Consider the following 20,844-nt stretch of genomic DNA (forward strand, 5'->3'; position numbering starts at 1 on the left):
ATAATCTCTAATTACTTCATGATTTGAATTTAAATATTGAGTTCTAGGATTTAATAACAAACTTAGAAAGCCCAAAAAAGCAATAATGTATGATAAATATTTTATATAGAATTGGGGACTATTTTTCATTTTCTACATATTCTGATTTAAGCAATCCGAAATAAACAGTGTTCTGCAACTCGCCATCACCATTTCTAAATTCGTCTCGTAAAATTCCTTCTTGTTTGAAATTGTGCTTTAATGCAACTCGTTGGCTTGCAAGGTTAATTTCTGATGTACAGATGAAAACTTTGTTCATTTTCAATTCATTGAAACAAAAATCAAGTGCATCTGAAACCATTTTTGATGTGATTCCTTTTCCCTGAAAATCTTCATCTGCGAAATAACCTAATTCACATTTTGAAATACGGTAATCTATAGTTTTGACACATAAATAACCAATTAAATCATTGGATTTGATATCCCTGGCATAAAAGTAAAACCCTTCATTGTTTTTTTCTTTGTCACGACTGACTGTCAGAAAATCTTCAGCTTTCTTTAAAGAATCAGAATTGGCCAGCGTTACAGGAAAAGTTTTTTCAATGTGATTTCTATTTTTATCAATAAGTTTGAAAAACTCTTCGGGAGAAACATTTTCTATTCTGTCTATTTTCCAATCTGTAAAACTCATGGTTATTTGTTTTTAGCCGAAGTGATTTTAGCGTTTATTCCAAAAGAGAAAACCTTGCTTTCTCGTTGGATATAGTGATAAATAGCTAAAGCTTTATTTTCAAAATTATAGCTTTCCGCTTTCGAAAATTCCATTAAAAAATCAGCAAACTGCTCTAATTGATTGAAATCTAAATGACGACGAACTAATAAAGTTATTAATTCTTCATCTCGATAATCGACTAAAGTTTCAATGTTTAAACCGAATTCTTTTAATTGATTTCCAATATCAAATTTTTCATCATCGGTTAGAGGCTGAGGTACAAAGTCAAGAGAGCGTAACGTTTTGAGAACGTTATCAATTCTGATGCTTTCGTTGTCTCTTAAGCCTTTGTTGAGCATTATCTTTTGAGTTTTCAGTCGCAGTCGCAGTTTTCAGCTTTGAAGTGAGACTGAAAACTGCGATTGAAAACTGTATACTATTGTCCGTATTCTTTAACCGCGTCAATAAACGCTTTCGCGTGATCTACAGGGATATTTGGTAAAATTCCGTGACCTAAATTTACAACATATTTATCTTTTCCGAATTCGTCGATCATTTCGTGAACCATTTTTTTGATGGTTGGAATTGGAGAAAGCAATCTTGACGGATCAAAGTTTCCTTGTAAAGTAATGTTTCCACCAGACAAGTAACGTGCATTTCTAGCTGAACAAGTCCAATCTACACCCAATGCCGAAGCTCTACTTTTACCCATTTCGCCAAGAGCAAACCAACATCCTTTTCCGAAAACAATAACCGGAGCATGATCAGCCAAAGCTTCAACGATTTGGTTGATGTATTTCCATGAGAATTCCTGATAATCAACCGGAGAAAGCATTCCTCCCCATGAATCAAAAATCTGAACAGCATCAACTCCTGCTTTTACTTTTTCTTTTAAGTATAAAATGGTTGTATCTGTGATTTTTTGTAGTAATGTATGTGCTGCTGCCGGGTTTGAGAAACAGAAACCTTTTGCAGTATCAAAACTTTTAGAACCTTTTCCTTCAACAGCATAACAAAAAATTGTCCAAGGCGAACCTGCGAAACCAATTAATGGTACTTCGTCATTTAACATTTCCTTAGTCAATTTAATGGCATCCATTACATAACCTAAACTTTCCTGAATATCCGGAACGTAAACTCTGTGTACATCTGCCAATGAACGAATAGGATTTGGTAAAAACGGACCAAAATTCTCTTTCATTAAAACTTCGATTCCCATTGCTTGCGGCACAACCAAAATATCTGAGAATAAAATCGCTGCATCAGGCGCAATTCTGCGAATTGGCTGAACAGTAATTTCTGCTGCTAATTCCGGAGTTTGACAACGGGTAAAGAAATCGTATTTATCACGCAAAGCGATGAATTCTGGTAAATATCTTCCGGCTTGACGCATCATCCATACGGGTGGACGTTGAACAGTTTCTCCTTTTAATGCTTTTAAAAATAGGTCGTTTTTTAACATTTTTTGTTGCTTTAGGCTTTAAGCTTTAGGCTTTAAGCGTTTGTTTGTCTTATTTTTTTGATTATGGCTTATTGCTTAAGCCTGTGCTGTACTAATTTTAGCTTATTGCCTAAGGCTTAAAGCTTATTGCTGTATTCAGCAATTACATCTTCAATTACGTCCTCAACCGTTGGCTGATCTGCTATGATGATATTTTTGGTAATTTTATGTAAAACGTCTGCAGTGGTTTCTCCAATGCAAAAGCAGGTTTCTTTTTTTATGGTATTGTCTTTCAAATAACTTTCAACGCCAGAAGGACTGAAAAATAAGATCGCGTCAAAAGCTGTTTTTATTTTCTGAGGTGTTAATGATGTATCGTAAACCTGAATTTCATTGAATTTTACATCTGCTTCTTTTAAAGCTTGTGGTAAAGTTTCTCTGCGAAGGTTTCCGCTGAAAAAAGTAAAGCTTTCGTTACGATAAATTAAAGTGATGATTTCGGCTAAATCTGAAGCATAACCGGTATAAGCGACAACATTGAAGCCGCTTTCGGATAATAAAATCTTAGTTTTTAATCCAACACAAAAAACGTTTTTACTTTTAAGTTCTTCCGCTTTTGGATGCGATAAAATACTGTGAACAGCATTCTGACTGGTGAAAATTAGATTTTCGTTGAGGTCTTTTAGTTCGAAAGATTTATTTTGAGTCTGAATGAAATCGATATCAACAACATCTAAATTGGTAGCTGTTAATGCTTGTCTTTGTTCGCCCGATAGCTTTTTGGTAGATAATATCTGAATTGATTTTGCCATTATTTTTTTAGAGATTCTTTAATAGATTGCATCAATTCGGTTCCGCCATTATTCAAAATTTCCTGAGCGGCAAAGAATCCTAGCTTTTTCCATTCTGAAATAGCAACGGTCTTGTCGATTTCCAGTTTTTGTTTTCCATCAACAGAAAGTAAAACACCTTGAAAGTGTAATGTGTCTTCGTCTTCATTATAAGTAACCAAAGCTCCAATTGGCGCTGTACAGCCACCTTCCAGCGTTCTCAAAAACTGACGTTCGATATAAGTACAGATCTCCGTTTCAATATGATTTAACTGCGAAAGTGCATCTAAAATATAATTGTCATTTTCCATTGCCACAACAAGCATTGCTCCTTGTGCCGGCGCGGGAATCATCCAATCAAGATTGATATAATTTTCTGGTTTTATGTTAATGCGCTCCAAACCTGCAGCCGCAAAAACAGCTCCGTCCCAGTTATTGTCCTGTAGTTTTTGCATGCGTGTGTTTACGTTTCCGCGTAAATCAACCACCGTATGATTTGGGTATTTATTGAACCATAATGCCTGACGACGTAAACTTCCGGTTGCAATTGTACTTGGTTGGTCAAAATCCGGATTTCCTTTATGAACCAGGATGTCTAAAACATTGGCTCTTTCCAAAACAGCAGCCTGAACAATTCCTTTTGGTAAAGCTGTTGGAACATCTTTCATCGAGTGAACTGCAATATCACAATCACCGTTAATCATGGCAACATCCAGCGTTTTAGTAAAAATTCCGGTAATGCCAAGTTCGTAAAGCGGTTTGTCCAAAATGATATCGCCTGTAGATTTTACAGCAACAATCTTGGTTTTATAACCTAAATCGTTTAGTTTTTTCTCGACAGTATGTGCTTGCCAAAGTGCCAATTCGCTATCGCGAGTTCCTATTCTGATTGTTTTTTCAGCCATTTTGTTTGATTTCACCATATAAGTTATATAAGTAATTTAAGCAGTTTGATTTAAAAGGCAACAATTAACCGGCTGCTATTAAATGGACTTATATGGTTTAAAATTTTTTAAGATGCTTTTATTTTGAAGACTTTCTCGATCCATTCGATGCTTTCATCGACCATGGTGTCGTCGTCTTTTAAGTGGTTTGCGAAATGTGTAGTGATTTTTTGAATGATTCTGTTGCTGATGATTTCAGCCTGAGCTTCATTAAAATCAGTGATTTTTTTGCTTTGAAAGTTTAATTCTGAATCTTTAATCGCGTTCAGTTTTTCTTTTAAAGCATTGATAGTTGGGGCAAATTTTCTGCCTTTCATCCAAACCACAAATTCTTCTTTGATTTCTTCAATAATGGCTTCTGCAGCCGGAATGTGTAATTTTCTGTTTTCCAAAGTTTCATCTGTCAATTGCGACAAATAATCCATGTGAATCAGTGTTACGCCTTCTAGATCCTCTACGTTTTCATGAACGTTTTTCGGAATAGATAAATCTAAAATCAATAAAGGTTTTTTAAGATTTAAGATGGCTTTGTCAACTGTTGGGTTTTGCGCACCAGTAGCGACAACCACAACATCTGCTTTTTGAAGCTCTAAATGCAGTTCCGAATAATCTTTAACAATCAAATTTAATTTTCCGGCCAACTTCTCAGCTTTGTCTTTCGTTCGGTTGATTAAAGTGATATGTTCGTTTTTGGTGTGTTTTACAAGATTTTCGCAAGTATTTCTTCCGATTTTTCCTGTTCCGAAAAGTAAAATATTTTTATTGCCAATGTCTTCTACATTTTTGATGATGTATTGTACCGATGCAAAAGAAACCGAAGTCGCTCCGGAACTAATCTCCGTTTCGTTCTTGATTTTTTTGCTCGCCTGAATCACAGCATTCACCAGTCTTTCCACGAAAGTATTGGCTAATCCCATTGCTTTTGAATGTGCAAAACTCGTTTTGATTTGAGAAATAATTTCGAAATCGCCCAGAATCTGACTGTCTAAACCAGTTCCTACGCGAAACAAATGATTAATGGCTTCCTGGTTTTTGTAAACGAATCCCACTTTTTGGAAAGCATCTACAGATCCGTTACTATTATCGCAAATAAGTTTTATTAATTGAAAAGGGTGTTCAGCAAAACCGTAGATCTCGGTTCTGTTGCAAGTCGAAGTGACAATTAAACTTTCTATTCCTTCTGTTTTAGCCTGTTCCAGCAAACGCGTTTTGGCAACTGCATCCAAACTAAATTGACCTCTTACCTCAGCATCAGCTTTTTTATAACTCAGACCAACTGAATAAAAATAGAGGTGTTTCGGTACATTATTGTTTTCCATAAATTCACTTTCATAAAAGTGCAACAAAATTATCATTATACTGTTTACAAAAGTAACGCTCAAAGTACTATTTGTATCGCTACATGTTTTTTTGTTTCTAAACATCTGTTTTTATGCAAAAAGCATTATTTTTGTAGCAAAATCAAGTTGTTTGAAATGATTTGTTTAGAGTGATTCTAAATAACATTTCTCTTTGGCTATGATTTTAGTTTCAAAAAAATATCGCTATGAGTTCTCAGGAAATTATAAAAATTGAAGACGACTTTACGCTTATCCGTTTTCAAAACGACAGTTTAGAACCGTTTTTTGGACAGCATGAAGTTGGTAGTGGTCTGATACAGTTTCACTTCGGGATAAAAGGCAATGCCAAATTTTTGTTCAATCAAGGGAGCTACGCTTTAGATTTGAAGGAAGAAAAATCGCTGCTTTTGTACAATCCACAGAAAGAATTACCGCTGAATTTAGAATTAGCTCCAAACTCGTGGGTCATTTCAGTTATTGTATCGATAAAGAAATTTCACGCGTTGTTTTCTGCGGAAGCAGATTATATTACTTTTTTAAGTCCTGATAATAAGGACAAAAAGTATTATAACGAAGGAAATATCAGTCCTTCTATGGCTATTGTGTTGAGTCAGCTGTTTCATTATAACCTTCACCCATCGATAAAAAACCTTTATTACAAAGGAAAAGGATACGAATTGTTGAGTTTGTATTTCAACAGAACCGAAGACCCAAACGCAGAACAATGTCCGTTTTTGATTGATGAAGATAACGTATTAAAAATAAGAAAAGCAAAAGAAATCATCATTGCGAACATGGCCGAACCGCCTGGATTACAAGAATTAGCAGATGAAATTGGTTTGAATTTGAAGAAACTAAAAATGGGTTTCAAACAAATTTACGGCGACACGGTTTACGGTTTTCTATTCGATTACAAAATGGATTTTGCCCGAAAATTGCTTGATAGCGGATCTTATAATGTAAACGAAGTAGGGTTGAAAATCGGTTACAGTACCGGAAGTCACTTTATTGCGGCATTCAAGAAAAAATTTGCGACAACTCCTAAAAAGTATTTGATGTCGATTAATACGAATGTTTAGTTTTTGTTCGTCACGAATTTCACGAATTTCACGAATTTTCAAATCTGCCGAATCTGCGAAATCTGCGTGCGACAAAACTCAGTAAATCGATTTTAGATATTCCACAATAATTAAAAAGTAATAAATATCATATTTCCAAAAAGCAGCAAAAACTACTTTTGACGAAAATTAAAATAACAAAATGCTTAAAGCCTAAAGCTTAAAGCCTAAAGCAAAGAATAAATGAAAGGCGTATTATTAGTAAACTTAGGATCTCCGGAAAGTCCAACTACAAAAGATGTAAAACCGTATTTAGACGAATTTTTAATGGATAAATACGTGATCGATGTTCCGTATTTGTTGAGAGCATTTTTAGTTCGTGGAATCATCCTAAGAAAAAGACCCGAAGAATCAGCACACGCTTATGCGAAAATTTGGTGGGAAGAAGGTTCTCCGTTAGTAGTCCTTTCGGAAAGAATGCAGAAAAAAGTACAGCCTTTGGTAAACGTTCCTGTTTCTTTGGCAATGCGCTACGGAAGCATGACTATTGAAAAAGGGCTGCAGGAATTGCACGAAAAAGGAGTTACAGAAGTAATGCTTTTTCCATTATATCCGCAATATGCAATGGCTTCGACTTTGACCATTTTAGTGAAAGCAGAAGAAATTCGTAAGAAGAAATTTCCACACATGACTTTTACAGATGTTCCTGCGTTTTACAACAAACCAGATTACATCAAGAATTTAGCCGATTCAATTCAAAAACATTTAGTTGGTTTTGATTACGATCACTTATTATTCTCATATCACGGAATTCCCGAGCGTCATATCCGCAAAACAGATGTAACCAAATCACATTGCAAAATTGATGGTTCTTGCTGTAACACGCCTTCGCCGGCGCATGATTTTTGTTACCGCCATCAATGTTATGAAACAACAAGACAAGTCGTAAAATTATTAGGACTTCCTGCAGATAAATACAGCTTGACTTTTCAATCGCGTTTAGCGGGAGACAAATGGTTAGAACCTTATACAGATGTTGAAATTGATAACATGCCAGCAAAAGGAATCAAGAAATTAGCGGTTGTGACGCCTGCTTTTGTGTCTGATTGTTTAGAAACTTTAGAAGAAATCGCAATGCGCGCCAAAGAAGATTTTGAAGCAAAAGGAGGAGAAGACTTTTTAGCGATTCCGTGTTTGAATGATGATGATGAGTGGTGTCAGACTGTGAGTAATTGGATTAACGATTGGGCTAAATAATAGAGAATAGAGGCAAGAGTAAAGAAAATAGACTTTATGGAATATTACAATTATCTAAAATCATTACATCTTATTTTTGTAATAACCTGGTTTGCAGGGTTGTTTTATATTGTGCGTTTGTTTGTATATCAAATTGAAGCCAACGAAAAACCATCTCCTGAAAAGGAAATTTTACAAGCGCAATACAAAATAATGACCTACCGTTTGTGGTATATTATTACTTGGCCATCAGCAATTTTGGCCAGTATTTTTGCTTTTTGGATGTTACTTTTTACCGATTTAGGAAATGCCTGGCTTAAAATGCCATGGATGCACGTAAAATTGTGTTTTGTTTTCTTGCTGTATTTATATCATTTAAAATGCCATCAGATTTTCAAACAATTGCAAAATGATGAGGTAAAATATTCCAACAATTTCATGCGTTTATGGAATGAAGGTGCAACGATAATACTATTTGCCGTAGTATTTCTGGTAGTTTTAAAAAGTGCCATCAACTGGATCTTCGGCGTTATCGGAATTGTTTTATTCTCGGTTTTAATTATGCTGGGATTCCGATTTTATAAAAGAATTCGCGAGAAAAAATAATAGTCAGTCGCAGTTTTCAGTGTCACAGTTTCCACTCTGACACTGAAAACTGCGACTGCGACTGAAAACTAAAAATATGTTTAACAACTTCAAAATGTCGATGCTTTCTCTTCGTGTTAGGATATTCCTTTCGATGATTGTATTGATTGTTGTGGCATCTTTTTTATTGGCTTCCATTTCGATTATTCAGTTTAAAAATGAAGCCAAAGAATACCATCAGGAACGTTTGGAGCGTAAAGAAAATGCCGTAAAAGAACATATCAATTACGTGCTTTCTACCACAACATATCCTTTAAAAACAGCCAATTTAGATTTGATTTTTAAAGATAAAATCCACGAATTGGCTCAAATTCACAAAATTGAAATCAATATTTACAGCCTTGACGGAAAACTGCTGAAATCTTCAAAAGAATCTTTTGCGGTTGATAAAGTAGCACCTCCTGTTCCGGATTACATACTGAAATTGGTTCGGTCTTCGATCGAAAAACGTTTTGTGGATATTAAAACTATCGATGGAGTCAAAAACAGATCTTCCTATAGTTTGATTAAGGATGAAAAATTCAAACCACTCGGAATATTAAATCTCCCGTATTTAGAAGATGACGGATATTACGACAATGAGTTGAACACTTTCCTGATTCGTTTGAGTCAGGTATATTCCTTTATGCTGATTGTGGCTTTTGCCTTGGCGTATTTCCTTTCAACTTACATTACAAAATCACTTAAAACCATTTCTGATAAACTGGAAGAAACAAACTTAGATCAGAAAAATGAGAAGATTGTTTTAGAGGCAAATAGCAAAGAAGTTAACTTCCTGATCAGAGCTTATAACGGAATGGTGGACAAACTCGAAACCAGCGCCATAAAACTGGCTCAAAGCGAACGTGAAGAAGCGTGGCGCGAAATGGCTAAACAGGTCGCGCACGAAATTAAAAATCCGCTTACGCCAATGCGTTTGACCGTACAGAGTTTTCAACGCAAGTTTGATCCGACCGCACCCGATGTCAAACAGAAATTAAACGATTATTCGGAAACTTTAATTCAGCAAATTGACACCATGACGGCGGTGGCTTCTGCTTTTTCAAATTTTGCTTCGATGCCGGCACAGCAAAATGAAACACTTAATGTTGTTGAGGTTGTAGAACTGGCTTTGGATATTTTCAACGAAGACTATATCGTTTTTGAAAGTGAAGAAGAGGAAATCATCTCCAAAATGGACCGTACGCAACTAATACGTGTGATTACCAATTTGGTTAAAAATGCAACACAGGCGATTCCGGAAAGCCAATTTCATAAATCTATTTTGGTCACAGTTAAACGTATAAACAATACGGTTGAAATTGCAGTTAAAGATAACGGAATCGGAATTCAGAAACTGGATATCGGCAGGATATTCGAACCAAAGTTTACGACCAAAACCAGCGGAATGGGTCTTGGACTCGGAATTATAAAAAACATCATCGAAAATTACAAAGGAACAATTACCTTTGAATCAACTTTCGGAAAAGGAACCACATTTACTGTTTCTTTGCCTATCACAAACTCATAAAACCACGACCATGAACTACGAAAATCTTTTAATTTCTATTGAAGAAAAAATTGCTACCGTAACCATAAACAGACCTACAAAACTGAACGCTTTAAACAAAGCAACTATCAGCGATCTGAATAAAGCGATCAAAATATTAGGTAAAAATGATGAGGTTGGCGTTATTATCCTGACTGGAAGCGGCGAAAAAGCTTTTGTGGCTGGTGCTGATATTTCGGAATTTGCCAATTATACAGTAGTTGAAGGTGCGCAATTGGCAGCTGAAGGACAAGAATCTCTTTTTGATTATATAGAAAATTTAAAGAAACCAGTAATTGCAGCCGTTAATGGTTTTGCTCTTGGTGGCGGATTAGAGTTGGCAATGGCCTGTCATTTCAGAGTAGCTTCAGATAATGCAAAAATGGGATTGCCGGAAGTAACTTTAGGATTGATTCCGGGTTATGGCGGGACACAGCGTTTACCCCAATTAGTAGGTAAAGGCCGTGCGATGGAAATGATTATGACTGCTGCTATGATTTCTGCCGAAGAAGCTAAACAATACGGTTTAGTAAATCATGTAGTGCCTCAGGCTGAACTTCTTGATTTTACAAACGGAATCGCTCAAAAAATCATTAAAAATGCTCCATTTGCTATCGGAAAAGCGATAAAAGCCATCAATGCGAACTTTAAAGACGGAAAAGATGGTTTTGAAACTGAAATAAAATCATTTGGAAAATGTTTCGGAACTCAGGATTTTAAAGAAGGAACAACAGCATTTTTAGAGAAAAGAAAAGCTGAATTTACAGGGAAATAATTTTTCTTAACCGCAAAGTTCGCTAAGATTTACGCAAGGTTCGCTAAGTTTTTAAATTTCCTTGTGTCCTTTGCGTAAATCTTAGCGAACTTTGCGGTTAAATAAAACACTACAATATGTCATACGAACCTATATTTGCCCTTTTTTGCGAACGCGTTAAAGAAAGTATTCAAGCCGGAACTTTCGCAAAATTGACTTTGGCTAAAACAATGGGCGATACTGAGCTTAAGAATATCTATTTTCGTTTGGTTTTAAACGAAGACAATACTTTCTCCATTTCATTGACTTCGCGTTATAAAACAGAAGAAATCGAAAGCATTCACACTTTAGATGAAGCTTTAATGGTTTTAGGAACTTACATTAAAAATCCGTTTTTGACGGCACTTTTGTTTACGACGGATAACGATGTAACATTCAAGGTAAACAAGAAAAATGCAGGAAGCATCATTGAACAAGAGCCGACATTTAAAAACGCGTCGCCGGTAATGTTGGAAATGATAGAAAAGGGGATTGTTTAATTTTTAGGAACTAATCCCGCTATCCGTTACAAACGAAGTTCAGTGAACTCCAAATTAAGATAAAAATAAAGTGAAGTAATCTTTTGTGTCCGCCGCAGCGAACATAAAGGGATTTCCACTACTGTCGGGGCTATAAATCTCGTTTTCAAAAGAAAATTTATCGGCTAGTTTGTCATTTCGACGAAGGAGAAATCTCCGCACGGACTCCGCAACGATAATCCAATCTTTGTCGAGCTTCTCGCGGAGATTTCTCCTTCGTCGAAATGACAATATTGTGTATTTTTGGAAGGATTTATCCTTCCAAATCAAAAAAACTATAAAATCTTAGTGTATCTCTGTGTCATTCTTTGTGAATCTCCGTGAAACAACCTCTAAATAAGCTTTACAAATAAGTTAGAAGCAATTTTATTAGAAATAGATAATTCCCTTCCGTCAATCTTAATTTTAACCGACAAATCGAAAGATTCTTTAGAAAGAAACTCGATTTTAGATCCCAAAGCAATTTCCTGTTTGTCCAGATATTTCAAAAACTCTGAAGAAGTATCTTTTACACCCACGCAAACACCAATTTGATGTTCCGTTAATTCTGAAAGAAGCTGTTTTTCGATCTTCACAATTCGGCCATTCGCATCCGGAATTGGGTCACCGTGCGGATCTTCGGTCGGATTTCCCAGAAAATCATCCAAACGATTAATCAATTGCTCTGATTTGATGTGTTCTAATTGCTCGGCAATATCGTGAACCTCATCCCAGCTAAAGTTTAGTTTCTCTACCAGAAAAACTTCCCATAAACGATGTTTCCGAACAATCATTTTAGCGGCCAATTTTCCGTTTTCGGTCAATGAAACGCCCTGGTATTTTTTATAATTTACCAAATCTTTGTCTGCCAGCTTTTTAAGCATATCTGTAACTGATGAAGCTTTGGTTTCCATCATTTCCGCAATAGCGTTAGTGCTGACTTCAGTATCATTTGAAGCAGTAAGATGATATATTGATTTAAGGTAATTTTCTTCTGAGAAAGTCATTTTTTTTCTTTTTAAGGGACAAAGGCTCAAAGGGACAGAGGTTCAAAGCAGAAACCTTTGTCCCTTTGTAACTCTGGACCTTTGTGCCTAGTTTATTTAACAATCAACAAAGGTATCGAAATTTTATGTCTCAATTTGTCTACGGTTGTGCCAAAAAGAAGATCTTTTACTCCAGTGTGGCCGTGGGTTCCCATAACTAAAATATCAAAATTTCCTTGGTTGATAATCTTCGGAATCACACTGTTAGGTTTTCCAAAGCCAAGTTCTGTTTCTATCTTGAATCCCTTCTGCGAAAGCATTTCTTTATATTCTAATAATAATTTTTCGTCGATAGTGGTTTCATGATCATCAACATTTCCTCCGTACATTAAGGCACCGACCGTTTCGACAATATGAATTAAGGTATATTGTGCGTTTATGCCGCCCAATTCAAATGCATTGTTTAGTGCTGCTTCGTCGGCCTTAGAAAAATCGACAGAAATTGCTATGTTTTTCTTAGTATACGTTTCTTTTGGTTGGTATTGTAATTTTAAATGGTGTGGAGAATGATTCTCAATATTCGATTTCGCTCTTGCAATAAATGGTTTGAATACAATATAAAGAAGCAATCCTAAGAATCCAAAGGCAAGCGGTACAACTGTAAACCAAAGAAACAAGGGATGATTAGAATTTTCAAGCCAGGAAGTGATCTCATCATAAACCAATTTGGCATTCAACGAAACAATAATTAAAGCAATTAACCAGGCTGCAACCTGAGTGGTTTTAGAAATATGAAAACCTTTCATTTTGGTTTTATCGCTCACAAAATGAATAAGCGGAATAATCGCAAAGCCTAATTGCAAGCTCAAAATAACCTGACTTAAAATTAAAAGTTTTCCGGTTACGCTTTCACCATAAATTAAAATCACAATAACAGCCGGAACAATGGCAATTAAGCGGGTAATAATACGACGAACCCAAGGCTGTATACGTAAATTCAAATAACCTTCCATCACTATTTGTCCTGCTAAAGTCCCCGTTACTGTTGAGCTTTGTCCAGCAGCAATCAGGGCAACGGCAAATAAAACAGGTGCCCATTTGGTTCCTAATAGCGGTTCTAAAAACTTGTGTGCATCCTGAATTTCTGCGACTTCAAACATTCCATTTCTATAAAATGTAGCTGCAGCCAAAATTAAAATGGCGGCATTTACAAAAAAGGCAAGATTTAAGGCGATTGTAGAATCGATGAAATTATACTTCAACGCTTGTTTGATTCCGGCTGGAGTTCTGTCAAATTTACGCGTTTGTACCAAAGAGGAATGTAAATATAAATTGTGCGGCATTACAGTTGCACCGATAATACCGATTGCAATATATAAAGCGGCAGAACTTGGTATTGAAGGAACGAGTCCATAAATTACTTTGTCAAGTTCCGGTTCAGCAAAAATCATTTCGAAAATGAAAGAGAATCCAATAATGGCAACCAAAACAATGATAAAAGCTTCCATTTTTCGGATGCCTTTATTAATTAGGAAAAGCAGTAAAAAAGTATCGAGAACCGTGATTAAAACACCTTCAATTAACGGAATATCAAAAAGAAGATTTATTCCGATTGCCATTCCTAAAACTTCGGCTAAATCACAAGCGGCGATAGCAATTTCGGCTAAAAAATATAATATATAATTGATCAGTTTAGAGTAAGTTTCCCTTGAAGCCTGGGCTAAGTCTCGTTGTGTTACGATTCCGAGTCTTGCACTTAAACTTTGAAGAAGTAAAGCCATTAAGTTACTCATTAGTAAAACCCAAAGTAAAGAATAGCCAAACTGACTTCCGCCCGCAATATCTGTTGCCCAGTTTCCGGGATCCATATAACCAACGCTTACCAGATATGCGGGGCCTAAAAAGGCTAATATTTTACGGAATCCTGTTTTTTTATGTTCTGTTGCAACCGATTGGTTAACTTCTTCTAAAGATTTGGTCATTTTAAAAATGTTGTTTTAACAAATGTATATAAAAATTACATTCGCGCAACAATATTTTTAGACGAGCCTAAATCTTATATGTTAGAATTAAAACAATTTGGACATATTCCTGACAATGTAAAGTTTATGTCATTCACTTTATAATTGTGCGGAATAATATAACTCGGCTTTACATTTTCAAGACAAGTTATTTCGAGACACTTTTCACAGCTGAAATGAGCGTGATTATGAATGTGAACTCGCTGGGCATGATGATGGCATTTTGCGTATTTAATTGTTCCATCGAGGTCGACAATTTTATGGACAATATCGTCATTAACCAGACGGTCTAAGATTCTATAAACGGTTACGCGATCACATAAACTTTCTATTTGTTTGTAAATCTCGGTGTGTGATAATGCAGTTTTGGTTTTCCCAAAAATCTCTAAAACGGCCGTCTTTGCTGTGGTGTTTCTCGTTGTTTTCATTTTTTAAAATAAAAAAATAATAACGCAACATTGTTGCGTTTAATTTATTATGTATATATTTGCAACAAAATTGCATTAAGCAAATGTACATCAAATGAAGAAAACTACAACACCTTTTTATGATATTTTAGGAATTTCAAGCGCGACGATTTGTTTGGTGCATTGTTTGCTTTTTCCGCTTTTAACCATTCTACCTTTGGGACTAAATCACAATCCTTTTATTGATTTGCTTTTCGCTATGGTTGGACTTTTTGCAATTCTTAAAATTATAAAAAAATCGGGACTTTTAATAGCCACAATTTTGGTTGTTTCTATGATGTTGATTTGGATCAGTGTTTTAAGTGAAATCATTTTAGATATTCATCTCGATCTGATTTTTATTGGAGGAATCGGAATGATCATAGGGCATTTACTTAATTATAAATCGCATAAGAGTAAAAATCATTAATAAATACAGTTATGATACAACAAAAATATTTTGAGGTAATCATTGTGGGAGGAAGTTACAGCGGACTTTCAGCGGCGATGAGTTTAGGGCGTTCCTTACGTCAGATTTTGGTTATTGATAGTGGTTTGCCTTGCAACAGACAAACGCCGCACTCTCATAATTTTATTACGCAGGATGGTGAAGTGCCGGCTGTCATTTCGGCGACAGCCAGATTACAAGTAGACTTTTATAAAACAGTTCAGTTTTTTAACGGACTTGCTATCCAGGCTAATACAACCAAAGAAGGTTTCGAAATCAAAACAGACTCAGGTGAAATTTTTACCTCTAAAAAAGTATTATTTGCAACTGGAGTAAAAGATCTGCTTCCGAAAATTAAAGGTTTAGCCGAATGCTGGGGAATTTCAGTATTACATTGTCCGTATTGCCATGGTTATGAGGTTAAAACGGAGAAAACAGCTATTATTGCTAATGGCGAAATGGCTTTTGAATATGCAAAACTGATTTCGAATTGGACAAAAGATTTAAGATTGCTGACCAATGGAAAATCAACTTTGACATCGGAACAAAGGAAAATTCTTCAAAAGCATGAAATCGAAATCATTGAAGACGAAATTGAATCTTTAGAACATGAAAACGGAAATATTAAACAAGTAGTCTTTAAAAACCAATCAAAAGCGGCCGTTAAAGCGATTTATTTCAGGCCTCCGTTCAAACAACATTGTTCTTTGCCGGAATCTTTAGGTTGTGAATTGACAGAACAAGGCTTGATCAAAGTTGATATAATGCAGAAAACAAGTATTCCCGGAGTTTATGCAAGTGGTGATTGTGTCATTCAGGCAAGATCTGTGGCGATGGCGGTTTCTTCAGGCTCATTTGCGGGTGCTTCTATCAATAAAGAACTTATTGATGAAGTTTTTAATATTTGAAACTTGTCGGATTTAGTAAGTTTTTTGTGTAGCCCCTAGCTTCAGCTAGGGAAGTAACGTGCTAATTGAAAAAGGGGCTTTAGCCAAATTTTGCAGATTTGGCTAAAGCCCCTTTTTGTTTTCGCTATATCTTCATCCAGCTAAAGCTGGGCACTATTCAAGCAGAGATAAAAACAAAAATCTAACATATTGATTTAAATTGATTTAAAATTTTTAGTTTTAGAATCATTATTTATCAAATTTAATTTTTAGTTTTGTCTAAATTTAATTTTACAATAATGAAAAATTCAATAGTAATATTGATTCTGTTTACTTTACAATTTTCTTATGCGCAGGAAAGTACCACTATTTCTGGTTTTGTTTCTGGCGAAGGAAGAAAAATACAAGCCGCGAATGTGCATTTATTAGGCACGAAACATAAAGCAGTTACGGATAGTTTAGGTTATTATTTCTTAGAAAATGTTGTTGTTGGAAATTACACTCTTCAGGTTTCTCAGATGGGGTTTCAAACTTTAAAAAAGAAAATTCAAGTAATAAAAGATTCCATTCAATCGTATGATTTTGAATTGACTGACAATGAAAATCAACTTAATGAAGTTGTGGTTTCCGGAACTTTAAAAGCAGTAAAACGATTGGAAAGTGCTGTTCCGGTTGAAGTTTATTCACCCGTTTTCTTCAGGAAAAACCCGACACCAAGTATTTACGAAGCACTTCAAAACATCAATGGCGTTCGGCCACAGCTTAATTGTGGCGTCTGTAATACGGGCGATATTCACATCAACGGTTTGGAAGGACCGTATACTTTGGTTTTAATTGATGGAATGCCAATTGTGAGCAGTCTTTCAACGGTTTATGGATTATCGGGAATTCCCAACTCGTTGGTTGAACGAATTGAAATCGTAAAAGGCCCGGCTTCGTCTTTATACGGAAGTGAGGCAGTTGGTGGTCTAATCAATATTATCACTAAAAACCCAACGAATGCTCCGGTTTTTGCTGCCGATGTTTTTACAACAACCTACTTAGAAACCAATGTTGATTTGGGAATGAAATTCAATCCAACCAAAAAATCGACTACACTTTTAGGAATCAATTATTTCGGTTATAATCAGGTAATAGATAAAGACAAAGACAATTTTACCGACGTTACTTTGTCTGAACGAATTTCGGTTTTTAATAAATGGAGTTTTCTGCGAAATAATAACAGACTATTTACCATCGCAGCTCGCGGAATGTATGAAGATCGTTGGGGTGGAGATGTGCGTTGGGAGAAAAAATACCGCGGTGGTGACGAAATTTATGGAGAAAGCATATACACAAAAAGAGGTGAATTAATTGGAAGTTATCAGTTGCCTTTTGAAGAAAAATTAATGCTTTCGTTTTCCGGAAATGTTCATTATCAGGATAGTCGTTATGGAACAACATCTTATATCGCGAATCAGAAAATTGGATTTTTACAATTGACCTGGGATAAAAAGCTTGGAAGAAACGATTTGCTTGCCGGAATTGCGAATCGTTATTCGTATTATGACGACAATACAACCGCGACAAAAGAAGCGGAAAATACCTGGCTGCCCGGAATTTTTGTTCAGGATGAAATTACGCTTTCACCGAAAAGTCAGGTTTTGCTTGGAATGCGGTATGATTATAACTCGATTCATGGTTCGATTTATACGCCGAGAGTCGCTTATCGATGGAAGAAAAATGAAAATACGATTTTCAGATTGAATGCCGGAACCGGATTTCGTGTCGTGAATTTATTTACCGAAGATCACGCCGCCCTTACAGGTTCTCGCGATGTTGTAATTAAGAATGACTTGAAACCGGAGCAATCTGTAAATGCGAATCTGAATTACATTCAAAAAATAAACTTTGGGAACGGAACTTTTATCGGAATTGAAACGACTGCTTTTTATACCAGATTCAGTAATAAAATCATTTCTGATTATGAAACGGATCCGAACAAAATCATCTATGATAATATCAATGGTTATGCGATAAGCCAGGGAATCAGCACGAACGTTGATGTTAATTTTCCTTCGGGATTAAAAATGATTTTGGGAGCTACTGTTTTAGATAATAAAAATGTAGAAAACGGAATTTCAGAAAGACCTTTTTTAACGGAAAATTTTACCGCAACCTGGAGTGTTTCGTATAAAATAGAATCCTTAAATTTATTGGTGGATTATACCGGAAATGTTTACAGTCCGATGAATTTGCCTTTGTTGAGCGAATTAGATCCAAGAAGTCCGAAATCCCCTTGGTTTAGTATTCAGAATATTCAATTTACCTATTTTGGATGGAAGAATTTTGAGCTTTATGGCGGCATTAAGAATCTGTTGAATTTTACACCAATGCAGAAGAATCCGTTTTTGATTTCGAGAACGAAAGATCCTTTTGATAAAAATGTACAATATGATTCGGCTGGAAAAGTTTTAGTAACACCAGATAATCCGTACGGCTTGACTTTTGATACAACTTATGTTTATGGGCAAAACCAGTCGATTCGTGGGTTTTTTGGGTTGCGATATACTTTGAGATAAAAATGTTTTATGCCACGAATTGCATGAATTAGCACAAATTGAATTCGTAAAAATTGGTGTAATTAGTGGCAAACCTTTTTTAAAATAATCCTTTTAATCTGTGAAATCTGTGGCAAAAGAAAAAAACGAATGAAAAAGCTAGCAATACTTATCTTCTTTTTTGGAATTACTTCAAATGGATTCTGCCAACTTCAAAGCAGATCCTTTGAAGCAATGGATAGTTTACAGCAAATTCAAAAGCGGAAAATAATCGTTTTTATTCATACCGATTGGTGTCAGTATTGCCAAAAAATGAAAAGTACAACTTTTAAAAATCCGGAAATTATTCAAAGTTTGAATTCGGATTTCTATCTTATTGATTTTAATGCCGAGGAAAAACGCGATATCAAATTTAATGATCAGCTGTTTAAATATCAGCCTTCCGGAAATAATGTTGGTATTCATGAATTAGCGTTGCAACTCGGAACAATGAACAACCAAATTGTTTATCCGGTTTTATGTGTTTTGAATGAGAAAAACGAAATCATTCTGCAATACAATAATTATCTAAGTCCAAAAGATTTTAAACTTCTTTTAGAAAAGTTGAAAGAATAAAATTCCTTATTTTTGAGAATGAATTCTTCGCAAATAAAACATTTCAACTACGTTTTTACCGGATCGGGCTTGGCTTCTTTGATGACCGTTTACAAAATGGTTTTATCCGGGAGATTTGCTGATCAATCTATTTTGCTTTTAGATGAAAATCAAAAGAAAACCAATGACAGAACCTGGTGTTTTTGGGCAAAAGAAGATACAGTCTGGGATTCGATCATCTCCAAAAAATGGGATGTGGCTTTGTTTGCCAATGAAGATTTCAAAAGAGATTTGGACTTAACGCCTTATCAATACAATCAAATTCGGGGAATTGATTTTTATAACTTTGTTTTTGAAGCCATTTCTAAAGAATCTAACATTACTTTTTTAAAGGAAAAAGTAACCGATATAAATGAACTCGAAACTCATGTTTTTGTTGGTACCGAGGAAAACAGATATACTTGTGACTATTTATTCAACAGTATTTATACCAAGGCTTTCTTCGAAAGACAAACAAAATATCCGGTTTTGCAACAGCATTTTGTGGGTTGGTTTGTGAAAACTGAAGAAGAGATTTTCAATCCTGAACAAGCGACATTTATGGATTTTTCAGTTGAACAAAGAGGGAATACAAGATTTATGTATGTTTTGCCAACATCTAAAACGGAAGCTTTGATTGAATATACACTGTTTTCTGAAAAGCTTCTGCTGAAAGAAGAATATGAAAATGAGATTCAGCTTTATCTTAAGAAACTCGGGGCTGATAAATTTGAAATTCTGGAAAAGGAGCAGGGAAGTATTCCAATGACTTCACATCCTTTTTGGAAGAAAAACACCAAAAGAGTCCTGAATATTGGAACTGCCGGCGGATGGACCAAAGGAAGTACCGGTTATACATTTAGAAATTCGGATAAAAAATCTTCGGAATTAGTAGAATTTCTTCATTCTTCGACTTCGCTTAGCATGACAACCTTTCATAAAAAGAACCGATTTTGGTTTTATGATTTACTGCTTTTGAATATACTGTACCGTCATAATGAATTGGGAAGCGGTATTTTTTCTTCTTTATTCCGAAAAGGAAATACGAAGTTAATTTTTAAATTTTTGGATGAAGAAACTAGTTTGTTTGAAGATGCTAAAGTTATTTTAAAGTGTCCAAAAATGCCATTTATTAAAGCTTTGTTTCGAGTTTTATTCAAATAGGAATGAATTTATAAAGCTCTGATTCTGACTTTCGACTTTCCTACTTTAAAACTTTCGACTTTTCCAATCGAACTATAACAAAACTTTATACTTCAAATTAAGTAGTTGCGAGTAAACTTTGTAACTTTGCAGTTCAAAAGTAAAATTTAAAAATCAAAAATATGTATCCAGAAGAAATGGTAAAACCAATGCAAGCTGAATTGACTGCTGCAGGTTTTCAAGATTTACATAGTGCTGAAGCTGTAGATAATGCTATCAAAGCTGAAGGTACCACTTTAGTTGTTGTAAACTCTGTTTGTGGTTGTGCTGCAAGAAACGCACGTCCGGGAGCAAAAATGAGTTTAGAAGGCGCTAAAAAACCAGATCACTTAATTACAGTTTTTGCTGGTGTTGACAAAGAAGCTGTTGATGCTGCAAGACAACATATGTTTCCTTTTCCTCCATCATCGCCATCTATGGCTTTGTTCAAAAACGGAGAATTGGTTCACATGTTAGAGCGTCACCACATCGAAGGCCGCCCAGCTGAATTAATCGCTGAGAATTTGCAAGATGCGTTTAATGAATTCTGCTAATTCGCTAGGTTCAAAGAGACAAAGGTACAGAGGTACAGAGGTTAAAAAAGCACTATGAAAATAGTGCTTTTTTTGTTTTTTATAATATGCTGAGAAACCTTTGAGTTTTTGCCTCTCTGTGCC

The 20,844-nt window shown here is 35.3% G+C and carries 21 protein-coding genes; 12 read left to right on the top strand and 9 right to left on the bottom strand.

All coding sequences use genetic code 11. The annotated features are described in order from the left end of the window. Window positions 1–118: 118 nt before the first annotated feature. From IHE43_RS02905 to hemA, 6 genes are all read right to left on the bottom strand, one after another. Window positions 119–670, bottom strand: coding sequence for a GNAT family N-acetyltransferase (locus IHE43_RS02905; protein ID WP_192186596.1), 552 nt, complete (start codon window positions 668–670; stop codon window positions 119–121). A gap of 2 nt (window positions 671–672) precedes the next feature. Beyond that, on the bottom strand, window positions 673–1,050 hold the full coding sequence (locus IHE43_RS02910) for a hypothetical protein (protein ID WP_192186597.1): 378 nt from the start codon (window positions 1,048–1,050) through the stop codon (window positions 673–675). A gap of 77 nt (window positions 1,051–1,127) precedes the next feature. Next, the gene (gene hemE, locus IHE43_RS02915) at window positions 1,128–2,153 is read right to left on the bottom strand and encodes a uroporphyrinogen decarboxylase (protein ID WP_192186598.1); all 1,026 of its coding nucleotides are present in this window, start codon (window positions 2,151–2,153) and stop codon (window positions 1,128–1,130) included. Window positions 2,154–2,269: 116 nt separating this feature from the next. Beyond that, window positions 2,270–2,944 carry a uroporphyrinogen-III synthase gene (locus tag IHE43_RS02920; RefSeq protein WP_192186599.1) on the bottom strand — a complete coding sequence of 225 codons (675 nt, stop codon included), beginning with the start codon at window positions 2,942–2,944 and terminating at the stop codon, window positions 2,270–2,272. Continuing rightward, window positions 2,944–3,867, bottom strand: a complete 924-nt coding sequence (gene hemC, locus IHE43_RS02925) for a hydroxymethylbilane synthase (protein WP_192186600.1) — start codon at window positions 3,865–3,867, stop codon at window positions 2,944–2,946. The genes IHE43_RS02920 and hemC overlap by 1 nt, the downstream gene beginning before the upstream one ends. Before the next feature lie 107 nt (window positions 3,868–3,974). After that, window positions 3,975–5,225, bottom strand: coding sequence for a glutamyl-tRNA reductase (hemA, locus tag IHE43_RS02930; RefSeq protein WP_192186601.1), 1,251 nt, complete (start codon window positions 5,223–5,225; stop codon window positions 3,975–3,977). Window positions 5,226–5,452: 227 nt separating this feature from the next. Here hemA and IHE43_RS02935 point away from each other — a divergent pair, with 227 nt between their 5' ends. From IHE43_RS02935 to IHE43_RS02960, 6 genes are all read left to right on the top strand, one after another. After that, window positions 5,453–6,325, top strand: coding sequence for an AraC family transcriptional regulator (locus tag IHE43_RS02935; RefSeq protein WP_026982335.1), 873 nt, complete (start codon window positions 5,453–5,455; stop codon window positions 6,323–6,325). A gap of 222 nt (window positions 6,326–6,547) precedes the next feature. After that, window positions 6,548–7,561: a ferrochelatase gene (gene hemH, locus IHE43_RS02940; protein ID WP_192186602.1), complete on the top strand. Its 1,014-nt coding sequence runs from the start codon at window positions 6,548–6,550 to the stop codon at window positions 7,559–7,561. A 36-nt stretch (window positions 7,562–7,597) separates the two neighbouring features. Beyond that, window positions 7,598–8,146, top strand: a complete 549-nt coding sequence (locus IHE43_RS02945) for a CopD family protein (protein WP_192186603.1) — start codon at window positions 7,598–7,600, stop codon at window positions 8,144–8,146. A gap of 133 nt (window positions 8,147–8,279) precedes the next feature. Next, window positions 8,280–9,695: a PAS domain-containing sensor histidine kinase gene (locus IHE43_RS02950; RefSeq protein WP_192188144.1), complete on the top strand. Its 1,416-nt coding sequence runs from the start codon at window positions 8,280–8,282 to the stop codon at window positions 9,693–9,695. 10 nt (window positions 9,696–9,705) lie between these two features. Then, complete coding sequence (locus IHE43_RS02955) at window positions 9,706–10,488, top strand: enoyl-CoA hydratase/isomerase family protein (RefSeq protein WP_192186604.1); 783 nt, start codon at window positions 9,706–9,708, stop codon at window positions 10,486–10,488. A 116-nt stretch (window positions 10,489–10,604) separates the two neighbouring features. Then, the gene (locus IHE43_RS02960; RefSeq protein WP_192186605.1) at window positions 10,605–11,006 is read left to right on the top strand and encodes a hypothetical protein; all 402 of its coding nucleotides are present in this window, start codon (window positions 10,605–10,607) and stop codon (window positions 11,004–11,006) included. Between the two features lie 371 nt (window positions 11,007–11,377). Here the strand turns inward: IHE43_RS02960 and IHE43_RS02965 are convergent, their stop codons facing one another. The 3 genes from IHE43_RS02965 to IHE43_RS02975 form a co-directional block, all read right to left on the bottom strand. Further along, window positions 11,378–12,031, bottom strand: coding sequence for a metal-dependent transcriptional regulator (locus IHE43_RS02965; RefSeq protein ID WP_192186606.1), 654 nt, complete (start codon window positions 12,029–12,031; stop codon window positions 11,378–11,380). Between the two features lie 92 nt (window positions 12,032–12,123). Further along, on the bottom strand, window positions 12,124–13,992 hold the full coding sequence (locus IHE43_RS02970) for an Nramp family divalent metal transporter (RefSeq protein ID WP_192186607.1): 1,869 nt from the start codon (window positions 13,990–13,992) through the stop codon (window positions 12,124–12,126). A 74-nt stretch (window positions 13,993–14,066) separates the two neighbouring features. Continuing rightward, window positions 14,067–14,459, bottom strand: coding sequence for a Fur family transcriptional regulator (locus IHE43_RS02975; protein ID WP_082564384.1), 393 nt, complete (start codon window positions 14,457–14,459; stop codon window positions 14,067–14,069). 94 nt (window positions 14,460–14,553) lie between these two features. Between IHE43_RS02975 and IHE43_RS02980 the strand changes: the two genes are divergently transcribed. From IHE43_RS02980 to IHE43_RS03005, 6 genes are all read left to right on the top strand, one after another. Then, on the top strand, window positions 14,554–14,907 hold the full coding sequence (locus IHE43_RS02980; RefSeq protein WP_192186608.1) for a MerC family mercury resistance protein: 354 nt from the start codon (window positions 14,554–14,556) through the stop codon (window positions 14,905–14,907). Window positions 14,908–14,918: 11 nt separating this feature from the next. Further along, window positions 14,919–15,833: an NAD(P)/FAD-dependent oxidoreductase gene (locus tag IHE43_RS02985; RefSeq protein ID WP_192186609.1), complete on the top strand. Its 915-nt coding sequence runs from the start codon at window positions 14,919–14,921 to the stop codon at window positions 15,831–15,833. A 278-nt stretch (window positions 15,834–16,111) separates the two neighbouring features. Further along, window positions 16,112–18,373 (top strand): TonB-dependent receptor, encoded by a 2,262-nt coding sequence (locus tag IHE43_RS02990; RefSeq protein WP_192186610.1) that lies wholly within the window; start codon window positions 16,112–16,114, stop codon window positions 18,371–18,373. A gap of 129 nt (window positions 18,374–18,502) precedes the next feature. After that, the gene (locus tag IHE43_RS02995) at window positions 18,503–18,967 is read left to right on the top strand and encodes a thioredoxin fold domain-containing protein (RefSeq protein ID WP_192186611.1); all 465 of its coding nucleotides are present in this window, start codon (window positions 18,503–18,505) and stop codon (window positions 18,965–18,967) included. 18 nt (window positions 18,968–18,985) lie between these two features. Further along, a complete protein-coding gene (locus IHE43_RS03000) occupies window positions 18,986–20,149 on the top strand; it encodes a lycopene cyclase family protein (RefSeq protein WP_192186612.1) in 1,164 nt (387 codons plus the stop codon). A gap of 161 nt (window positions 20,150–20,310) precedes the next feature. Beyond that, the gene (locus tag IHE43_RS03005; protein ID WP_041520378.1) at window positions 20,311–20,721 is read left to right on the top strand and encodes a BrxA/BrxB family bacilliredoxin; all 411 of its coding nucleotides are present in this window, start codon (window positions 20,311–20,313) and stop codon (window positions 20,719–20,721) included. Window positions 20,722–20,844 lie beyond the last annotated feature (123 nt).

Origin of the sequence: Flavobacterium sp. MDT1-60 (assembly GCF_014844035.1) — a bacterium.
Taxonomy (GTDB): Bacteria; Bacteroidota; Bacteroidia; order Flavobacteriales; family Flavobacteriaceae; genus Flavobacterium.